This window comes from Caulobacter sp. SRI_014, from assembly GCF_057586315.1.
Genome location: NZ_JBYCZQ010000002.1, coordinates 531,138 through 550,379, shown reverse-complemented (window position 1 = coordinate 550,379; position 19,242 = coordinate 531,138). Strand labels below are relative to the sequence as shown.

The window sequence follows — 19,242 nt, the reverse complement described above, 5'->3', positions numbered from 1 at the left end:
CCCGCAAGCTGTGGGAGAGCCGGTTAGAACGGCACCTCGGGCGGCGGCTCGGCCTTCGGCGCGGGCGCGGTCTTTTCCTGGATGACGTCGGCGATGGGGTCGGACTTGGGGGCCGTCTTCGGGGTCGCCTTGGGGGCTCCGGGCGGGGTCTTGGCCGGCGGGGTCGCGCCGGGCGGCGTGGCGAGCGCCGGATCGGCGGGTTCCGGGACGATCTCGACCTTGGTCTCGGCCTTGACCGGCGGCGGGGCCTGGGTCGGCGGAGCCTTTTCGACGGCCTTGGGGTCGAAGGCGACGGCCTCGGGCACGCTGCCGGCGGTCGGGGTGGGGCCACCTGCCACGCCATGCTGGTCCCAGGCCGGGGCCGAGCGGCGCAGACTGTCGCTGAGGCCCATCCAGCCGCCGACCACGGCGCAGCCGCCAAGAGCGATGACCACGAGGCGGAGGGTGGAAGGCGAGATCCGGTCCATGGCGCGGAGACTACCGGCAGTCGCCGCTCTCGAAAAGCGGGACCGCGCCCCTTTGTCGCTTGAAAGTTGGACACCAGCGTCCATTTTAGTCTTGCCGTTGCGACCGACCGGTTGTAACCGCATCCGGGGACGATGATTTGACGCGCCGTCCAGTTTTCCGCCGTGTGTGTTCCGGGGCTTCTCGATGCCAGCCATATCCAGGCAAAAACTCGTTCCCATGATTGTGGCCGGGGTGGCGGCGGTCGCCGTCATCGTCGGCGGCGCCGTCTGGTGGCACGGCAAACAGAGCTTCGAGGGCACCGACAACGCCTTTGTCCAGGCCGACACCGTCCAGGTCAGCCCGCAGGTCAGCGGCTATGTGCTGGAGGTGCTGGTCGCCGACAACCAGCGGGTCGAGGCCGGTCAGGTCATCGCCCGCATCGATCCCTCGACCATTCAGGCCCGCTATGACCAGGCCGTGGCCAATGTGCAGGCCCTGAAGGCCGACGTCGCCGCCGTCGACGACAAGGCCGCCCTGGAACAGGCGATGATCGCCCAGAAACAGGCCGGGGTGGTCAGCGCCCAGGCCGACGCCCGCCGCATGGCCGTCGATTCCAAACGCTACAGCGAGCTGGCCGCCAAGGGCTGGGTCTCCGAACAGAAGGTCGAGCAGGTCCGCGCGGGCGAGAAGCAGAGCGCCGCATCCGTCGCCGCCGCCCAGGCCGCCCTGGTCGCCGAGCAGCGCGCCGCGCAAGGGCTGGGCTCGGCCCGTGACCAGAAGCTGGCCCAGGTCGCCGCCGCCGAGGCCCAGGTGCAACAGGCCCGGCTGGACCTCGAGCGCACGGTCATCCGCGCGCCAGTCGCCGGCGTCATCGGGGCCCGCTCGGTGCGGGTCGGCCAGCTGGTCCAGCCCGGCCAGACGATGATGGTGGTGGTGCCGCTGGGCGAGACCTTCGTGGTCGCCAACTTCAAGGAAACCCAGCTGTCGCGCCTGCGGATCGGCCAGCCGGTCGAGATCAAGGCCGACGCCCTCGGCAAGACGGTGATCAAGGGCCACATCGACAGCTTCGCGCCGGCCACCGGGGCCGAGTTCGCCCTCATCCCCGTCGAGAACGCGGTCGGCAACTTCACCAAGATCGCCCAGCGGGTGCCGGTGCGTATCGTCGTCGACAAGGGCCAGCCGGTCAGCGGGGCCCTGCGGCCCGGACTTTCGCTAGAGGTGAAAGTCGATGTGCGGGTCAAATCCGGGGCCACCTTCGCAGAGTCCGGCGTCGCACCGTCCCGGGTGGCCGTCAGCGAAGACGACTCCCGGCCGTGACCTCGGCCGCCATTCCGGCCGGAACGGACGCCACCGTCGCCCAGACGCCGATGACCTCTTCGGGCCAGGTCAACTGGACCATGCTGTTCATCGGCTTCGGCGGCATGGCCATCGGCCAGTTCATGGCCATCCTCGACATCCAGATCGTCGCCGCCAGCCTGCCGCAAATCCAGGCCGGCATCGGGGCCAGCGCCGACCAGGTCAGCTGGATCCAGACCGCCTACCTCATTCCCGAGGTGGTGATGATCCCGCTGTCGGCCTACCTCAGCCGCCTGTGGGGCACGCGGTTGGTGTTCATGATGAGCTGCGCCGGCTTCATCGTGATGAGCGTGATCGCCGGCCTGTCGACCAGCATCGAGTTCATGATCGTCGCCCGGGCCCTGCAGGGGTTTGTCGGCGGGGCCATGGTGCCGACGGTGTTCGCCACCGCCTTCACCGCCTTTCCGCCGGACAAGCGGATCATGGCCAATGTCGCCACCGGCATGATCGTCACCCTGGCCCCGACCGTGGGGCCGATCCTGGGCGGCCATCTGACCGAGTGGCTGAACTGGCGCTGGCTGTTCTTCATCAACGTCGGGCCGGGGCTGCTCAGCCTGTTCCTGGTCGGCCGCTATGCCAACTTCGACCGGGGCGACAAGAGCCTGGCCACCGGCTTCGACTGGTTCGGCCTGGCCACCATGGCGACCTTCCTGATGAGCCTGCAGTACGTCGTCGAGGAGGGGGCCAAGGACAACTGGTTCGAGGACGGGATGATCCTCTGGCTGACCGTGCTGTGCGTCATCACCGGGGTGACCTTCGTGTGGCGCACCCTCAGTTACCGCCAGCCGCTGATCCAGCTGCGCGCCTTCAAGGATCGCAACTTCTCGCTCGGCATCCTGATGACGGCGGTCTCGGGCGCGGCCCTCTACGGCGGCACCTTCCTGATGCCGCTGTATCTGGGCCGGGTTCGGCAGTTCTCGGCCGCCGAGGTCGGGACGACCATGCTGGTCAGCGGCATCTGCATGTTCTTCACCGGACCTCTGGTCGGCAAGCTGGCGCGGACCGTTGATCCGCGCATCCCCATGGTCATCGGGTTCTCCATGGTCGCCTGGGGCATGTGGCTGGGCCACGACATCAACGGCGAGTGGGGGTTCTGGGAGTTCGCGGGCCTGCAGGCCTTCCGCGGCTGCGGGGTGATGATCGCCATGATCGCCACCAGCCAGCTGACCATGTCGACCCTGCCGCCGGCGATGATCAAGGACGCCTCGGGGATCATGAACCTGTCGCGCAACACGGCCGGGGCCATCGCCATGGCCTTCCTGTCGACCACCCTGACCACCCAGACCGCCGTGCACATGAACGCCCTCAGCTCACGGGTGACGGTCGCCTCGGTCGAAGCCCAGGCGATGATCGCCGGCCTGACCCAGCGGATGGCGGCGATGGGGGTCTCGGACCCCGACGGGGCGGCGCGCAAGGCCTTCGCCTACATGCTCAACAAGGACGCGACGATCCTGGCCTTCGGCGACGGCTTCTCGGTGCTGGCCATCGCCGGGGCCGCCGCCGCCGTTCTGGCCTTGCTGGCCAGGCCCGCTAAAACCCCTCCCACAGCAGCCGCGCTCGAAGCGGCGGCGGAAGCGCACTGAAGATGCCCAGACTGACCGGACAGATCGACCTTTCGAAGACCGAGGCCATCCTCGACGCCGCCTCCGAAGTGCTGGCCGAGCGCGGGCTGGCCGCCCCGATCGAGGAGATCGCGCGGCGGGCCGGGGTGTCGAAACAGACCATCTACAACCGCTATGGCGGCAAGATCGAACTGGTCCGGGCCCTGGTCGAGAAGCGGGTCGACAGCATCACCGCGCCGCTGCGCAGCCCCGGCGCCGAGGAGCATCCGGAAGAGACCCTGACTGCCTATGCCCGCAGCCTGCTGCAGGTCATCGAGCGGGGCGGCTACAGCCTGATGCGGCTGACCATCCAGAGCGCCGGCGAGCTGCCGGAACTGGCGCGCGAGGTCTACGCCAACGGCCCGATGCGCTCGCGCGGCCAACTCGCGGAGTTCCTCGAACTGGAAACCCGCGCCGGCCGCCTGAAGGTGGATGACCCGATGCAGGCCGCGGAATTCTTCGGCGGCATGGTCATGGCGAACCGCCAGATCCAGTCGCTGCTGCGGCTGCCGACTGACCTGTCGGACGCCGAGATCGAACGGCTGGCCAGCGAGGCGGCCCGCGTGTTCATGCGGGCCTACGCCGTCTAGCCGGCCAGATTGGCGAACTCGTCCGGCAGACCGATCATGTGGAAGCCGGCGTCGACGTGGATGACCTCGCCGGTGGTCGAGCGCCCGAGATCCGACAGCAGCCACAGGGCGCAGCCGGCGACGCCTTCCATCGAGGTGTCTTCCTTCAGGGCGCTGAACATCCGGCCCTGGCTGAGCAGGCCGCGGCCGCCGCTGATGCCGGCCAGCGACAGGGTGCGCATGGCGCCGGCGCTGATGGCGTTGACCCGAATGCCCTTGGGGCCGAGGTCGCGGGCGATGTAGCGGGTGGCCGCTTCCAGGGCCGCCTTGGCGACGCCCATGGTGTTGTAGTTGGGGATGACCCGCTCGGAGCCCAGATAGGTCATGGTCACCATCGAGCCACCCGGCTTCATCATCTTTGAGGCGCGGTTGGCGGCGTCGACGAAGCTGAAGGCGCTGATGTTCATGGCGGTGAGGAAGCCCTCCCGCGTGGTGTTCTCGACGAAGCTGCCCTTCAGCTCGTCCTTGTTGGCGAAGGCGATGGAGTGGACCAGGAAGTCCAGCCCGCCGAAACGCGTCTCAAGGTCCGCGAAGGCGGCGTCCATCGAGCCGTCGTCGGTCACTTCGCAGGGGATGAAGTCGGTGACGCCGATCGCTTCGCCCAGCGGCCGCACGCGCTTTTCCATGTCCGGCAGATAGGCGAAGGCCAGCCTGGCGCCCTGGGCGGCCAGCTGGGACGCGATCCCGTAGGCGATGGAATTGTGGTTGGCGACCCCCATGACCAGCCCGGTCTTGCCGGCCATAAGGTCACCCTTGGGGAAGCTGTACTCGTCGGCCATGCGGCGTCTCCTCGTCTCTTGGAGGCCCGTTTAAGGGTGTTGAACGCCTGAGGCTAGGCCTTCGGCGTTTCGAACAGCGGGGCCAAAGTGCGGATGGCCGCTTCCGCCTCGGCCATATCGGGCGTCTCGTCCTCGCTGCCATAGCCCCACATCTCGCTCGTGCCGCCGTACTGGACGACGATGCCGTCGGCGCGGGGCAGGACGTTCACATGGCGGTAGTAGAGGCCGTAGCGGACCTCCGGCTGGGGGGCGAGCCAGGTGATCTGGCCGCGCACGGGGGTGACGCTGTCGTCCTTCCACAGGGCGCGGGCGCCGTAGCCGGTGCAGTTGACGATGACCGGCTGCTTGAGGCGCTGCAGGTCGGCCGGGGTGTTGAAAGTCATGGTTTCGATCTGGCCGCCTTCCAGCAGGAAGTCGGTGCTCAGCTGGTGGGCCAGTTCGGCGACGTTGAACTGCATCGAGGTCCCATGACGCACGCGGCCGACGCGGAAGGGCGTGGTCGCCGGATCGAGATTGCTCCAGCGGGGGTCCATGCCGGTGGGATAGGGCTCCGGCCGCCAGAACTGGATGTCGGGCACGCTGACCGGCCGTTCGGGGAAGGCCACGGGCGGGCCGCCGCCGCCCTCCCCGCTGCTGTTTGGGGCGTCGAACAGGGTGTAGCGGTCGGTCCACAGCACCGGATCGCCGGCCAGTCCGAGCAGGGTCTGCCAGTGGGCGTAGGAGGCGCGCGCCATGCTGTCCCACCGGGCCGGGAAGTTCGCATCGACTTTCGCGGCGTCGGCGATGCGGCTCTCGGGCGACCAGGTGCCGGTGGCCCGGGCCGAGCGGGTATAGGGGCTGCGGTCCTTGGCGTAGATGGTGACCTTGGCGCCGGCCCTCAGCAGGGTCAGGGCCGTGGTCAGGCCGATGGCGCCGCAGCCGATGACGGCGACGGATCTGGTCCCGCCTTCGAGGGCTTTGGCGGCGGCGATCTGGGCGCTGCCCCAGCTGAGCGACCAGCCGCTGCCGCCGTGGCCGTAGTTGTGGACGACCCGCTTGCGCCCGACCTTCTCCACATCGAGCCGCGGCCCGGCGGCGCGGAACGGGCGCAGACAGACCGTGGTCTTGATGATCCGGCTGACGTCCATCTTCAGCGGGGCCAGCGGGGGCGTGACGAATGTCGGCTGGGCGAGGGCGCGGGGCGCGATGCCGGCGGCGGCGAGGCCGAGGAGCAGGGAGCGGCGGTCAGGGGCTAGGCGCATGGGCGGAAGCTAGCGCGAAGTCGGTCGCGTTGGGGAGTGTAGAGTTCGCGCAGGACCGGGAGGTGCGGCGGCTTTCGCTCTCCGCCCTCCGGGCGGAGGACCGCTTTCGAGCCTTAGCGAGAAAGCAGGAGGCGGGCCCACCGGCGGTTGGGGATTATCTTCAGGCAGGGGTTCCCCCCTCCTGTTTTGTCGCCAGGGCTCCAAAACGGTCCTCCCCCCGCTCGCGGGGGGAGAGTTGGAAACTCGCTGTTCTGGCGCCTACACCCGCGCCATGATCAGGCAGCCATTCGTGCCGCCGAAGCCGAAGCTGTTGCTCATCACCGTTTCGAGCGGCTTGTCCGACCGCTTGGTGAGGATCGGCAGGTCGGCGAACTCGGGGTCGAGGTTCTCGATGTTGGCGCTCTCGGCGGCGAAGCCGTTGTTGAGCATCAGGATCGAGTAGATGGCTTCCTGCGCGCCGGCGGCGCCGAGGCTGTGGCCGGTCAGGGACTTGGTCGAGCTGATCAGCGGGGCGTTGGCGCCGAAGACGTTGCGGACCGCGCCCATTTCCTTGCTGTCGCCCACCGGCGTCGAGGTGCCGTGCGGGTTGAGGTAGTCGATCTTGCGGCCGCCGGCGCTGTCGATGGCGAGCTTCATGCAACGCTCGGCGCCTTCACCACTCGGAGCGACCATGTCGAAGCCGTCGCTGTTGGCGGCGTAGCCGACGATCTCGCCGTAGATCTTGGCGCCGCGCGCCTTGGCGCGTTCGTACTCTTCCAGCACCAGCATGCCGGCGCCGCCGGCGATGACGAATCCATCGCGGCCCGAGTCGTAGGCCCGCGAGGCGATGGCGGGCGTCTCATTGTACTTGCTGGACATGGCGCCCATGGCGTCGAACAGGTTGGACAGGGTCCAGTCCTCTTCTTCCGTGCCGCCGGCGAAGATGATGTCCTGCTTGCCCATCAGGATCTGCTCATAGGCCGCGCCGATGCAGTGGGTGGAGGTCGCGCAGGCCGAGCTGATCGAATAGTTGATGCCGCGAATCTTGAACCAGGTGGACAGCACGGCCGACGGACCGCTGCTCATGGCTTTCGGCACCGCGAAGGGGCCGACGCGCTTGGGGCCCTTTTCCTTCGTCGTGGCGGCGGCCTCGACGATGACCTTGGTCGAGGGACCGCCCGAGCCCACGATCAGGCCGGTGCGTTCGTTGGAAATCTCGGACTCTTCCAGGCCGGAATCGGCGATCGCCTGGTCCATGGCGATGTGGGAATAGGCGGTGCCGGTGGCCAGGAAGCGGGCGGCGCGGCGGTCGACCATCGACTCCCAGTCGATGTCCGGCACAGCCTTGACCTGGCAGCGGAAGCCCAGCTCCGCGTACTCGGGCGCATAGGTCACCCCGCTCCTGGCTTCCCGCAGCGAGGCGAGAACTTCATTGGCGTTGTTGCCGATCGACGAAACGATGCCGATACCGGTGACCACGACGCGACGCATGGCGACTCCTTGCTGTTCCCGTAGAGCCCGTGGCGACCGTGTCGCCGGGCCCTTTGTCTTTTGTTTATCGGCGAATTATCGCCGTTGTTTGTTGAACGCTTCTTCAGACCATGGTCGCGGGGTCGAACAGACCGACGCGCAGGTCCTTGGCCTCATAGATAGGCTTGCCGTCGGCTTCGAGAACCCCGTCGCCGATGCCCATCACCAGTTTCCGCATGATCACCCGCTTGAGGTTGATGCGGTAGACCACCTTCTTGACCGAGGGGGTCACCTGGCCGGTGAACTTGACGTCGCCGACGCCCAGGGCCCGGCCCTTGCCGGGGGCGCCCGACCAGCCGAGGAAGAAGCCGACGAGCTGCCACATGGCGTCGAGGCCCAGGCACCCCGGCATGACGGGGTCGCCGATGAAGTGGCATTTGAAGAACCAGAGGTCCGGATTGATATCCAGCTCGGCGATGATCTCGCCCTTGCCGTAGAGGCCGCCCTCGTTGGTGATGAGGTTGATGCGGTCCATCATCAGCATCGGCGGCGCCGGCAGCTGGGCATTGCCGTCACCGAACATTTCCCCCCGCCCGCAGGCGATGAGTTCGTCGTAGGTGAAGGAAGACTTGCGGTTCTCGGTCATGAAGTTTCAAAGCCGCCCGTGGCGCGGCGGTTCCTTACAGCCTTGGTTTGGAGCCGGGGGGTAGCACGCCCCCCCGCTTGTCTCAACCTGCCGGAACCTTGACGCCCTTGCAGTCGGGCGCGGGGCCGCCGCCCCACACCTCTCCGGCCGGGGCCCAACCCTCTTCGCCGCCGGCCCGCAGGCGGTTCCAGCCGTCCTTGTGCCTGATCTGGACGGCCACGGCGCCGGAGCGCAGATAGGCCACGACCTTGGCGCCCTCTTTCGGCTTCTCGAGCAGGGCCAGGTCGCCCGGCCGGGTGCGCATCACCGAACTGCCGCCGTCGACCATCTGGGCCTTGACCCAGGCGGTGTCGCCGTTCGGAGCCATGACCTTGCGCCATTCGCGGCTCTCGGCGACGACCATCAGCGGCATGTTCCTGACCCGCCAGACCCAGAGGATGCGGTGATCCTCGCCTGGTCCCTTGCGGGCGTTCACCTCGCCGGACTTCAGCGACACGAAGCGCGGCACCGGGAAGCCCGACCGGGTCTTGCACTTGGTCGCCTCGGCCTCGCCGCAGCCGGCCAGCAGGACGGCGGTCGCGAGAATGACGGACAGGGCGCGGATCATGGGCGGCTCGAAGCGGAATCGGGCCTTAAACGGCTACAACATGGTGAAGGCTTCGTTGATGGGCGCCGGCAGATAGTGAGTTCGCCTCTGGTCTCCCCTCTCCGCTCGCGGGAGAGGGTGGCCCCGAAGGGGTCGGGTGAGGGGGTGCGCCGGCATCCGATACAGGCCGGCGCAACCCCTCATCGCAGTTGAAAGTCCTGGGAGCCCCCTCATCCGGCGCTTCGCGCCACCTTCTCCCGCGAGGGGAGAAGGTGGCGCGAGGCGAAACCTTTGAATCTGGCGGTGATCAAAGTTCGCTCATTTCGCCCCGGAGTACGCATTTGGGTTTCACTCGGGGCCCGCGCGCTTTATCTGTCGCGGTGACGCCCATCCGGGCGCAGCCCCTTGCTCCAATCGACTGCGTCATGGCCGCCAAACGACTCAAGGTTATCGTCACCCGCAAGCTGCCCGATCCGGTGGAAACCCGGATGCGCGAGCTGTTCGACACCGAGCTGAACCTCGACGACAAGCCGATGGGCGGCGAACAGCTGCTGGACGCGCTCGGCCGGGCCGATGTCCTGGTGCCGACCATCACCGACCGTCTCGATAGCCGCCTGCTGTCGCGGGCCGGTGAGCGGATGAAGCTGATCGCCAACTTCGGGGCCGGCGTCGACAACATCGATGTGGCCACCGCCAACCAGCGCGGCATCATCGTCACCAACACCCCCGGGGTGCTGACCGAAGACACCGCCGACCTGACCATGGGCCTGATCATGGCCGCCAGCCGCCGCGTGGTCGAAGGCGCCAATGTCGTGCAGTCGGGCGATTTCCAGGGCTGGTCGCCGACCTGGATGCTGGGCCGCCGCATCTGGGGCAAGCGCCTGGGCATCATCGGCATGGGCCGCATCGGCCAGGCCCTGGCCCGCCGCGCCAAGGCCTTCGGCCTGTCGATCCACTATCACAACAGAAAGCCCGTCAGCCCCCGCGTCGCCGAGGAGCTGGAGGCCACCTACTGGGAGAGCCTCGACCAGATGCTGGCCCGGATGGACGTCATCTCGGTCAACTGCCCCCACACCCCGGCCACCTATCACCTGCTGTCGGCCCGCCGGCTGAAGCTGCTGCAGAGCCACGCCATCGTCGTCAACACGGCGCGGGGCGAGGTGATCGACGAGGGGGCGTTGGCCAACATGCTGTCGCGCGGCGACATCGCCGGCGCCGGCCTGGACGTCTACGAGCACGAGCCGGCGATCAATCCCAAGCTGCTCAAGCTGCCCAACGTCGTGCTGCTGCCCCACATGGGCTCGGCCACCGTCGAGGGCCGGATCGACATGGGCGAGAAGGTCATCGTCAACATCAAGACCTTCATGGACGGCCACCGGCCGCCGGATCGCGTCATCCCTGCAATGCTGTAGAAGGCGCGGCGCTTTTTTGACGCCCGTCAATTGACTCGCCTTGACGCGTGCGGGCCCCGGTCGCAACCTCACGACGGTGCTTGGGGGAGCGTTTGAGGTGAGGCCCACACGTCGGCAGATTGCGGTCGCCATGGCTGGGGCAGGGCTTGTCCTGCCGGCCCTGTCGCTCGACCAGGTCGCCGCCGCCGAGGCCCCCGCGTCCCCCGCCCCGGCCGCCACGCCCCCGACCCTCGATGAACTGTTCCAGCCGGCCGGGCTGCTCGATACCGCCCTGTCGCCGAACGGTGGCCGGCTGGCCTCTCTTCGGGTGCTGCGCGAGCAGGTCGCCAACCCAAGGTCCGGGAAGAAGCAACCTGCCACGGTCGAGAAACGGACCGCCTATGTGGCCCTCTATGACTCGGCCGATCTGAAGAAGCCTCCGACCTTCGTGAGGATCGGCGACTACGACGTCGAACAGGTCGAATGGGCCAATGACGAGCGGCTGCTGATCTGGGTGCGGATGAGCAAGGACGCCAAGGGCAACACCATCGGCATCCAGCTGGGCGGCTATTTCTTCGCCTTCCCGATCCGGCGGGTGATTTCGGTAGGGGCCGACGGGACCAATCCCGTGGTGCTGTTCGGCAATCAGCCCAAGGCCGTGCGGCGGGACTTCGACCTGGGCAATGTCGTCGACCGCCTGCCCAAGGAAGAGCACATCGTCCTGATGCAGAAGTGGGAGTCGTCGAAGGACCGCTATGGCCTCTACCGGGTCGACGTGCGGACCGGCGAGGCGACCCTGATCGAGCTGGGCGAGAAGTCGACGGACGGCTGGTACGTGCAGGACGGCCAGCCGGTGCTGCGCTTCGATTCCAACTACCGGGGCACGACCTTCAGCGTCTTTGGCCGGGCCCCGGGGGCGGCCGATTGGGCCCTGATCCGCAAGGTTCGCCGCAACGAGATGAAGCGGTTCGCCGAGCTGGACGTGGTCGGGGTGACGGCCGAGCCGGGCGTGGTGCTGATCAGCTATCGTGAGGACAGCGAAGAGTTCGCCGCGATCAAGGAATACGACATCCGCAGCATGTCGATGGGCCGCACCCTGAAGAGCGTCGAGGGCGCCGACATCACCGGCGTGACCATGGACGAGAACGAGACCCTGGTCGCCGTCGAGTTCAAGCGCGACCGCCAGGACTATCTGTTCGACGATCCGGGCCTGACCAGGCACTACCGGGCGCTGAACAAATTCTACGGCAACGAGGCCAACGTCACCCTCTACGACATCAGCCTCGACCACCGGCACGTCATCTTCTACGTCACCGGCCCCCGGCAGCCGGGGCAGTTCGTCTATTACAATCTGAAGACCCAGCACCTGGACGTGCTCGGCGACCAGTACGAGCACCTGACCCCCGAACGGCTGGCGCGGATGGAGACCCTCAGCGTCACCACGCGGGACGGGGCGGCGATCACCACCTTCCTGTCTCATCCAATCGGTGAGGCAAAAAGCCGGCCGATGGTCGTCATGCCGCACGGCGGGCCGGAGGTGCGCGACCACTACGATTGGGACCGCTGGGTCCAGGCGCTGTGCGCCCAGGGCTGGATGGTGCTGCAGCCGCAGTTCCGGGGCTCGGGCGGCTATGGCAAGCGCTTCGGCGACGCCGGCCGAAAGCACTGGGGCGACCGCATGCAGGCGGACGTCGAGGACGCGGTGGCGCACGTCGTGGCCACTGGGGCGGCGGACCCCAAGCGGCTGGCCATCATGGGCGCCAGCTACGGCGGCTACGCGGCGATGATGGGGGTTGTACGCCAGCCGACCCTGTACCGCTGCGCCGTGTCCATCAGCGGCGACTTCGACCTGATCGACAGCCTGGCCTTCTCGCGCCGGGAAGACGGGGCCGACAGCGACACCTACGCCTATTGGGTGGCCAGCATGGGCGATCCCAAGACCGACCAGGCCTTGCTCAGGGCCCATTCGCCGCGCCAGCGGGTGGCCGAGATCGCCGTGCCGGTGATGATGGTCGCCGGGACCGAGGACACCGTTGTCTCCCCACAGCAGTCGCGCGACATGGCCAAGGCCCTGAAGAAGGCGGGCAAGACCTACGAACATCTCGAACTGCCCGGCGAGGGCCACACTGGCTGGTCGGAAGCCAACGAGAAGAAGGTACTGACCGAGGCGATGCGGTTTATCGCCAAGGCCATCAGCTGATACGAGTTTTGTTTTTTGGGGGGCTGCCGGGCCGGCCGGCATCTCGATTGGGGGACTTCAAAGGTGTTTTCAGTATCGCGTCGCCGCCTGATGGCGGCCGGTCTTCTTGCGGCCCCGATCGCCGGTCCGCCCGATGTCGAACGCAAGTACATGACCCGGGTGATGGACTTCCTGGCGAGGAAACTGGGATGATCGACCGCCGCACCCTGCTCGCCGCCGGCCTGGCCGCGCCCTTCCTGCCGACCCTGGCCCGGGCCGCCGCCGGTCCGCCCAGCCTCTATGAGATCCTCAAGGAGCCGGAGATCCGCGATGCGGCCCTGTCGCCGTCCGGGTCCGATATCGCCATCCTCGGCGAGCGGATCGAAGGCTCGTCACGCACCACCTATCTCAGCCTGCTCAACGGGGCCGACCCGGCCGGGGCCCAGCGGCGCCTCGACCTGGGCGACGTCGACATCGAGAAGATCGCCTTCGCCAAGAACGACCGCCTGCTCGTCTGGGTGAAGAAGGAGGTCAGGATCATAGTCAGCGGGCCGGCCGGACGCGGCGACGGCTCGGTCTTCGTGCGGCGGGTGGTGTCGATCGGGCTGGACGGCAAGAGCACGATCCCGCTGCTCAGCGACGACAAGCGGGCCTTCAAGGGCAACCCCTTCCTGGGCGAAGTGGTCGACTTCATGCCCGCCGATCCCAAGCGGGTGCTGATGCAGGTGCCGGACTTCAACCGCGGCGCCTGGGCCCTCTATCACGTCGATGTCTATACCGGCGCCTCGGAGCGGACCGAGTTGGGCGGCGACGCCACCTTCCGCTGGCTGAGCCAGGATGGCGTGCCGATCCTGCGCTATGACGGCAATGCGCGGGGAACAGCGGTGACCCTCTATGGCCGCGCGCCCGGCGAGGCGGCCTGGACGCCGTTGCAGACCGTGAGGCGCGACGAGCAGGGGCGGTTGGCCGGCTTCAACCCGGTGGCGGTGGGCGCGGAGCCGGGGGTCATCATGGTCGCGGCGCAACTCGAGGGGGATGCGACCACCACGGTGCGGCCCTTCGATCTCAAGACACGGCGGTTCGGGTCCGAGACCGTGCGCCGGGCCCAGCACGACATTGAGCTGGCGGTGACCGATCAGGGCGGGCGGATGATCGCCGCGGCCTATATCGACGACCGGCTGGCCTATGAGTTCACCGAGCTGGGCCTGAAACCCCACCATCGGGCGGTCGACGGCTTCCTCGAAAAGCAGTGCAACGTCGCGCTGCGGACCATCGATACGGCCCGCAACCGCATGCTGTTCCGCGCCGACGGACCGCGCGAGCCGGGGGCCTGGTTCTTCTATGACAAGGCGGCCCAGAAGCTGGAGCCGCTGGGCGCCGAGCGGCCGTGGCTGACCGCCGAACGCCTGGCCGGGGTGGAGGTGCTGAAGCTCACCGCCCGGGACGGCCAGGCCTTGACCGCCTATCTGACCGTGCCGCTGGCGACCGGTCCACGCCCGCTGGTGGTCATGCCGCACGGCGGGCCCGAGGCGCGGGACCACTATGCCTGGGACGACTGGGCCCAGGCCCTGGCGGCCCGGGGGTGGATGGTGCTGCAGCCCAACTTCCGGGGTTCGCTGGGCTACGGCCGGGCCTTCCTGGAGGCGGGTCGGCGGCATTGGGGCGACCTGATGCAGCAGGATGTCGAAGACTGCCTGGCCGCCGTTCTGGCGACTGGCCGGGTCGACAAGGCCCGGGTTGCGATCATGGGAGCGAGCTACGGCGGCTATGCGGCCCTGATGGGGGCGGTGCGGACGCCCGGCGCCTATCGCGGCGCGGTCTCCATCGCCGGCGACGCCGACCTGCCGGCCAGCCTGGCCTGGACCCGCGAGCAGGAGGGCGAAAACTCGCCGGCCTATGCCTACTGGAAGCTGTCGATGGGCGATCCGGCCAGCGACGGGGCCATGCTGGCCGCCGCTTCGCCGGCCCGCCGGGCGGGAGAGATCACCGCCCCGGTCCTGCTGATCCACGGCGACAAGGACGACATCGTCGATCCCCGACAGTCGAAGATCATGCGCGATGCGCTCAAGGCGGCGAAGAAGAGCGTCGACTACCTGGAGGTCAAGGACATGGGCCACCGGGACTGGACGCCACAGCAGTCGATGACCGTGCTGAGCAAGGCCATCGGGTTCCTCGAGGGCGTGCTGAAATAGGCGTCAGGGCTTCGCTGGAGCCCTGACCTTCGCCCTGTGCCAGGCGTCCAGGTCGGCGGCCGACTTGTCAGGGACCTGTTCCATCGGGATGTGGCCGACCTTCTCGTAGATGATCAGCTGGGAGCCCGGGATGGCGGCGTGGAATTTGCGGCCGGCCTCGGCGCTGATCAGCAGGTCGGTGTCGCCGTGCAGGACCAGGGTCGGGGCCTTGATGGTCGCCAGCCTGGCGGGATCGGCGAAGCGCTGGCCGGACGGGTCGCTCATCATGCCCAGGATGATGTCCTTGTGGCCGGGGGCGCGGGCCAGCTCGACGTAGCGGGCGACCATGGCGTCGGTGGCCAGCTCCGGCTGCGGCTCGAAGGCCGAGCGCAGGCCTTGGGCGGTGACCCGGCTGGTGTCGAGGTCCTTGAGCAGGAAGCGGCCGACCGGGTTGCGCAGGATCTTGAAGGCGATGGGCGAGCCCTTCTGGGCCTTCTCCGGGAAGCCGCCGGCGTCGACCAGCACCAGGCCTTCGAGTCGGTCCGGATGCTTGAGCGCATACTGCCAGGCGACGCCGCCGCCCATGGAGTTGCCGGCCAGGGTGAACTTGCCGAGCTTCAGATGGTTGGCCACGCCCTCGACAGTGTCGTCGAAGGCGGTCGGGGTCAGCAGGTAGCCTTTGGGTGCGCGGGTCAGGCCGAAGCCGGGCAGGTCAAGGCTGACGATGCGGTAGTCCTTGCCCAGCCGCTGGACCCAAGGCTCCCAGGTGTCGAGGTTGGCCGCGAAGCCGTGAACCAGGACCAGCACTGGGCCGTCCGGATTGCCCTGGTCTCGATAGTGGGCGCGGATGCCGCCGGGCAGGTCGACCCATTCGCTCTCGGCGTTGGCGTACTTGGCCTCCAGCGTCGCCCAGGGGATTTCACCCCGGCGCAATGCCAGCCAGCCGACCACGAGGACGATGAGAATGAGGGCGACGAGGCCCAGCAGAATCCTGCCCAACAGCTTCATGACGCCATCCCCGAGCGTGTTTTGAAGCGAGGGTATGTCGCTTGACCCACCGCTGTCACGCGATGGTGCAGGCGTCCTCGAAGCTCAGGCGCGGGCTGCGGGGGAAGAGGTCCTTGTCGGTGCCGTGGCCGATGGAGCAGATGAAGTTGGATTTCACCCGGGTCCCGGCGAAAAAGGCCTCGTCGACCTTGTCGTTCGAGAAGCCGCTCATCGGGCCGCAGTCGAGGCCGAGGCTGCGGGCGGCGATGATCAGATAGGCGCCCTGAAGCGTGCCGTTCCTGAACGCCGTGCGTTCGGCGACGTCCGAGCCCTTGGGAAACCAGTCCTTGGCGCCCGGGTTATGCGGGAACAGCTGCGGCAGCCGGTCCATGAATTCCAGGTCGTGGCCGACGATGACCGTGCAGGGGGCCTGGAGGATCTTGGGGGCGTTCTGGGCCGAGGCGCAGGCAGCGAGTTTGGCCTTGGCCTCGTCGCTGGTCACGAAGACGAAGCGGGCCGGGCTGGCGTTGGCGCTGGTCGGGCCCATGCGGGCCAGGTCGTAGACGGCGCGGATCAGGGTCTCAGGTAACGGGGCGGTCTCCCAGCCGTTGCGGGTGCGGGCCTCACGGAAGATCTGGTCGAGGCTGGCGTCGGGCAGCGGCGCGGACATGGGAGGGCTCCAATCGGTAACGGGCGCGGTGGCTATAACCCAACCTAGAGCGTCTGCTCCACCCGCATCACTTCCGGCACATAGTGGCGCAGCATGTTTTCGACCCCGGCCTTCAGCGTCGCGGCCGAGGACGGGCAGCCCGAACAGGCGCCGCGCATATGCAGGTAGACGGTGCCGCTTTCGACGTCGAAGCGGTTGAAGACGATGTCGCCGCCGTCCTGAGCCACGGCCGGCCGGACCCGGGTGTCGAGCAGATCCTTGATCTCTGCGACAATTTGCTGCGTCTCTTCGTCATAGACCGTGTCGTCGGTCTCTTCCTCGCCGGCGCTGACCAGCACCGGCTTGCCCGAGGTGTAGTGGTCCATGATGGCCGCCAGGATCGGCGCCTTCAGATGGGCCCACTCGATGTCCGGGCTACGGGTCACGGTCAGGAAGTCGGGACCGAGGAACACCCGGGTCACGTCGCCCAAAGCAAACAGGGACGTGGCCAGCGGAGAGATAGCGGCCTCTTCCGGGCTGGTGATCTCGCGGCTGCCGGTCCCCAAGACCTCGCGGCCGGGCAGGAACTTGGTGACGTCCGGATTGGGCGTGGCTTCGGTCTGGATGAACATGTCTGGAAGATGGGACCTGGGCGGCGCGGGAGCAAGGACGTACCCCGAATTCAAAAACACCCAATACAGGCACTTTTATCTCAAAAACGAGAAATTCCCGTCTTGGATAAGGAAGGCCTTAAGGACTCCCGGTTTTAGTGCCCCCGTCATTCGACCTATCAGCTCAGAAGGGGCGTTCCTGAAATGAAAAAGATCATTGTTACCGCTATCGCCGCCGTCGGAATGCTGGCCACCGCCAGCGCCTCCTCGGCCGGCAGCAATCTGCAGGGGGAAATGACCCGCTGCCTGAACAAGCATGCCAACGTCACCCAGGCCGCCAAGGTCACCCTGGAATGCACCGCCGCCGGCGGCAAGCTTTCGGGCTGCAAGGTGGTCGACAGCGAAGCGCCGTCGAAGGGCTTTGAAGCCGCCGCCATCTGCGTCGCCGCGGCCCTGCCGATGGGCGACAAGTCCGGCGTCATCCGCGTTCCGCTGCGTTTCACCGGCGGCTGATGGCTGACGGCCGGGTGGTTGCTCCGGGGAGGAGCAGCCATCCGGCCGGCCCGTTTCGGGTCTTTAACCTGTAGCTTACCAAGTTCGGTGAACTTGGCTGCGAAACTGGGGTCAGGGGATTTCCAACACCATGCGTCTGCCGCGGCTCGCCGATGCTCCGCTTGCGATCAAGATCGGCCTTGCGCCTCTTCTCGCGACTATTGCCCTTGCCCTTGTGGCCGGTGGTTCCTGGTGGATGAGCGCCAGTCAGCGCGACGTCCTGACCCATGTCGTCAGGGTTGATGCGCCCGCCAGTCTGGAACTGGCGACCATTTCCCAACGCATCCGCTCGGCCCACGGGGAGCTCTATCTGCTGCTCACCCGCCAGTCGGCCGGCATCGAAACCGACAGCGTCTCCGGCCGGGCCGAGAAGCTGACTGCCGAGATCGTCGATATCAAGAAGGCTGTCGACGCCGCCTACGCCAAGACCGCCCCGGGCTCGAAAGAGCGGGCGTCGCTGGACGGGCTGAAAAAGGACCTCAAGGACTATGAGGACGCGGTCGGCGTCGTCATGTCGATGCTCGAGGTCGACGTCGCCACCGCCGCGCAATTCACCGTTCCGTTCGAGGAAGCCTACGTCAAGATGACCGGCACCCTCGACAAGGCCGCCGCCAGCGTCAGCGCCGCCTCCGTGGCCCGCGCCGAGGCCAGTGTGCAGCAGGCCGAAATCGTCAGCACCGTCGCCCTGGGCGTGGTCGCCCTTGTCCTGGCGGCCGTCGGCGGCCTCGCCTTCCTGCTGGTCATGGCCATCCGCAAGGACGTCACCCGGATCGCGGCGGCCACCGAAACCCTGGCCGGCGGCGACAACACGATCGACCTGGACCGCCTGAAGCGGGCCGACGAACTGGGCGCCCTGGTGCGCTCGCTGGTTGTCTTCCGCGACAACCAGCTGCGGCTGGCCGAAATGGCCGCCCGCCACGACGAACAGGTGGCCCAGCAGGAGCAGACCCGCGCCGGCGAGGAAGCCCGCCGGGCCAGCTCCAGCAAGGAGCAGGCCCAGGTCGTCGAAGGCCTGGCCGAGGGCCTCAGCCGCCTGTCGAAGGGCGACCTGACCTTCCAGCTCAACACTCCGTTCGCCCCGGCCTACGAAAGCCTGCGCCGCGACTTCAACAACACCGTGGTCGAGCTGTCGGGCGTCATCCGCACCATCGCCGACCGGGCTGTGACCATCGAGCATGTCTCGGGTGAGACCAGCGCCTCGGCCGACGACCTGTCGCGCCGCACCGAGCAACAGGCCGCCAGCCTGGAAGAGACCGCCGCCGCGCTGGAACAGATCAGCGCCGCCGCCAGCCGCGCCGCCGAAGGCGCCGGCAAGGCCGACAAGGTGGTCACCGAGACCGGCGCCGACGCCCGCGACTCGGGCGAGATCGTTCGCCGCGCCGTCACCGCCATGGCCGGCATCGAGGAGAGCTCGCGTCACGTCACCCAGATCATCGGGGTGATCGACGAGATCGCCTTCCAGACCAACCTGCTGGCCCTCAACGCCGGGGTCGAAGCGGCCAGGGCCGGGGATGCCGGTCGCGGCTTCGCGGTCGTCGCCTCCGAGGTTCGGGCCCTGGCCCAGCGCTCGGCCGACGCGGCCAAGGAGATCAAGACCCTGATCGCCGCCTCCAGCCAGCAGATCGGCTCGGGCGTCAATCTGGTCGGCCAGGCCGGCCAGGCCCTGGACCGCATCGTCGCCCGCGTCGGCGACGTCACGGCCCTGATGACCGAAATCACCGCCTCGGTTCGCGAGCAGTCGCTCGGCCTGCGCGAGGTGACCGCCACGGCCCACCGCATGGATCAGATGACCCAGCAGAACGCCGCCATGGTCGCCGAGTCCACCAGCGCCTCGCACATGATGCGCCAGGAGGCCGAGCAGCTGGGCGAGATGATCCGCCGGTTCAAGGTCAGCGGCGGCGCAGCGGCCGCCTACGACGAACCGGCCCAGTACGCCCGGGCCAGCTAAGACCCCTTTTCCTTGCCTTA

General features: G+C 67.9%; 18 protein-coding genes. 9 read left to right on the top strand and 9 right to left on the bottom strand.

The genetic code is table 11. The annotated features are described in order from the left end of the window. Window positions 1–23 precede the first annotated feature (23 nt). A complete protein-coding gene (locus tag AC2YG9_RS08140) occupies window positions 24–467 on the bottom strand; it encodes a hypothetical protein (RefSeq protein WP_487297453.1) in 444 nt (147 codons plus the stop codon). A 184-nt stretch (window positions 468–651) separates the two neighbouring features. Here AC2YG9_RS08140 and AC2YG9_RS08135 point away from each other — a divergent pair, with 184 nt between their 5' ends. From AC2YG9_RS08135 to AC2YG9_RS08125, 3 genes are read left to right on the top strand one after another with little or no spacing between them, the layout of a single operon-like run. After that, on the top strand, window positions 652–1,764 hold the full coding sequence (locus AC2YG9_RS08135) for an HlyD family secretion protein (RefSeq protein WP_487297452.1): 1,113 nt from the start codon (window positions 652–654) through the stop codon (window positions 1,762–1,764). Then, on the top strand, window positions 1,761–3,386 hold the full coding sequence (locus tag AC2YG9_RS08130; protein WP_487297451.1) for a DHA2 family efflux MFS transporter permease subunit: 1,626 nt from the start codon (window positions 1,761–1,763) through the stop codon (window positions 3,384–3,386). The genes AC2YG9_RS08135 and AC2YG9_RS08130 overlap by 4 nt, the downstream gene beginning before the upstream one ends. A 2-nt stretch (window positions 3,387–3,388) precedes the next feature. Then, window positions 3,389–3,994: a TetR/AcrR family transcriptional regulator gene (locus tag AC2YG9_RS08125; protein WP_487297450.1), complete on the top strand. Its 606-nt coding sequence runs from the start codon at window positions 3,389–3,391 to the stop codon at window positions 3,992–3,994. Here AC2YG9_RS08125 and AC2YG9_RS08120 read toward each other — a convergent pair. The 5 genes from AC2YG9_RS08120 to AC2YG9_RS08100 form a co-directional block, all read right to left on the bottom strand. Then, window positions 3,991–4,812 carry an enoyl-ACP reductase FabI gene (locus AC2YG9_RS08120; protein ID WP_487297449.1) on the bottom strand — a complete coding sequence of 274 codons (822 nt, stop codon included), beginning with the start codon at window positions 4,810–4,812 and terminating at the stop codon, window positions 3,991–3,993. The genes AC2YG9_RS08125 and AC2YG9_RS08120 overlap by 4 nt on opposite strands. Before the next feature lie 53 nt (window positions 4,813–4,865). After that, window positions 4,866–6,053, bottom strand: a complete 1,188-nt coding sequence (locus tag AC2YG9_RS08115; protein WP_487297448.1) for an FAD-dependent oxidoreductase — start codon at window positions 6,051–6,053, stop codon at window positions 4,866–4,868. A gap of 258 nt (window positions 6,054–6,311) precedes the next feature. Next, a complete protein-coding gene (gene fabB / locus AC2YG9_RS08110) occupies window positions 6,312–7,523 on the bottom strand; it encodes a beta-ketoacyl-ACP synthase I (protein WP_487297447.1) in 1,212 nt (403 codons plus the stop codon). A gap of 103 nt (window positions 7,524–7,626) precedes the next feature. After that, the gene (gene fabA, locus AC2YG9_RS08105) at window positions 7,627–8,148 is read right to left on the bottom strand and encodes a 3-hydroxyacyl-[acyl-carrier-protein] dehydratase FabA (RefSeq protein ID WP_487297446.1); all 522 of its coding nucleotides are present in this window, start codon (window positions 8,146–8,148) and stop codon (window positions 7,627–7,629) included. 82 nt (window positions 8,149–8,230) lie between these two features. Further along, the gene (locus AC2YG9_RS08100; RefSeq protein WP_487297445.1) at window positions 8,231–8,755 is read right to left on the bottom strand and encodes an SH3 domain-containing protein; all 525 of its coding nucleotides are present in this window, start codon (window positions 8,753–8,755) and stop codon (window positions 8,231–8,233) included. A gap of 404 nt (window positions 8,756–9,159) precedes the next feature. On the opposite strand from AC2YG9_RS08100, the gene AC2YG9_RS08095 reads away from it, so the two are divergent. The 4 genes from AC2YG9_RS08095 (at window position 9,160) to AC2YG9_RS08080 (ending at window position 14,496) form a co-directional block, all read left to right on the top strand. Next, window positions 9,160–10,146 carry a 2-hydroxyacid dehydrogenase gene (locus tag AC2YG9_RS08095; protein WP_487297444.1) on the top strand — a complete coding sequence of 329 codons (987 nt, stop codon included), beginning with the start codon at window positions 9,160–9,162 and terminating at the stop codon, window positions 10,144–10,146. 97 nt (window positions 10,147–10,243) lie between these two features. Then, the gene (locus AC2YG9_RS08090) at window positions 10,244–12,325 is read left to right on the top strand and encodes an alpha/beta hydrolase family protein (protein ID WP_487297443.1); all 2,082 of its coding nucleotides are present in this window, start codon (window positions 10,244–10,246) and stop codon (window positions 12,323–12,325) included. A gap of 63 nt (window positions 12,326–12,388) precedes the next feature. Next, window positions 12,389–12,517: a hypothetical protein gene (locus AC2YG9_RS08085; RefSeq protein WP_487297442.1), complete on the top strand. Its 129-nt coding sequence runs from the start codon at window positions 12,389–12,391 to the stop codon at window positions 12,515–12,517. Next, the gene (locus AC2YG9_RS08080) at window positions 12,514–14,496 is read left to right on the top strand and encodes an alpha/beta hydrolase family protein (RefSeq protein ID WP_487297441.1); all 1,983 of its coding nucleotides are present in this window, start codon (window positions 12,514–12,516) and stop codon (window positions 14,494–14,496) included. Before AC2YG9_RS08085 ends, AC2YG9_RS08080 begins: the two co-directional genes overlap by 4 nt. Before the next feature lie 3 nt (window positions 14,497–14,499). On the opposite strand, the gene AC2YG9_RS08075 is transcribed toward AC2YG9_RS08080, so the two are convergent. From AC2YG9_RS08075 to AC2YG9_RS08065, 3 genes are read right to left on the bottom strand one after another with little or no spacing between them, the layout of a single operon-like run. Next, a complete protein-coding gene (locus tag AC2YG9_RS08075; protein WP_487297440.1) occupies window positions 14,500–15,483 on the bottom strand; it encodes an alpha/beta fold hydrolase in 984 nt (327 codons plus the stop codon). Window positions 15,484–15,538: 55 nt separating this feature from the next. Then, entirely contained in the window at window positions 15,539–16,132 is a 594-nt protein-coding gene (locus AC2YG9_RS08070) for a malonic semialdehyde reductase (RefSeq protein ID WP_487297439.1), read from the bottom strand. Between the two features lie 44 nt (window positions 16,133–16,176). Further along, window positions 16,177–16,743 carry a NifU family protein gene (locus tag AC2YG9_RS08065; RefSeq protein ID WP_487297438.1) on the bottom strand — a complete coding sequence of 189 codons (567 nt, stop codon included), beginning with the start codon at window positions 16,741–16,743 and terminating at the stop codon, window positions 16,177–16,179. Between the two features lie 183 nt (window positions 16,744–16,926). Between AC2YG9_RS08065 and AC2YG9_RS08060 the strand changes: the two genes are divergently transcribed. After that, entirely contained in the window at window positions 16,927–17,235 is a 309-nt protein-coding gene (locus AC2YG9_RS08060; protein WP_487297437.1) for a hypothetical protein, read from the top strand. 130 nt (window positions 17,236–17,365) lie between these two features. Further along, window positions 17,366–19,222 (top strand): methyl-accepting chemotaxis protein, encoded by a 1,857-nt coding sequence (locus AC2YG9_RS08055; RefSeq protein ID WP_487297436.1) that lies wholly within the window; start codon window positions 17,366–17,368, stop codon window positions 19,220–19,222. Window positions 19,223–19,242: the final 20 nt, after the last annotated feature.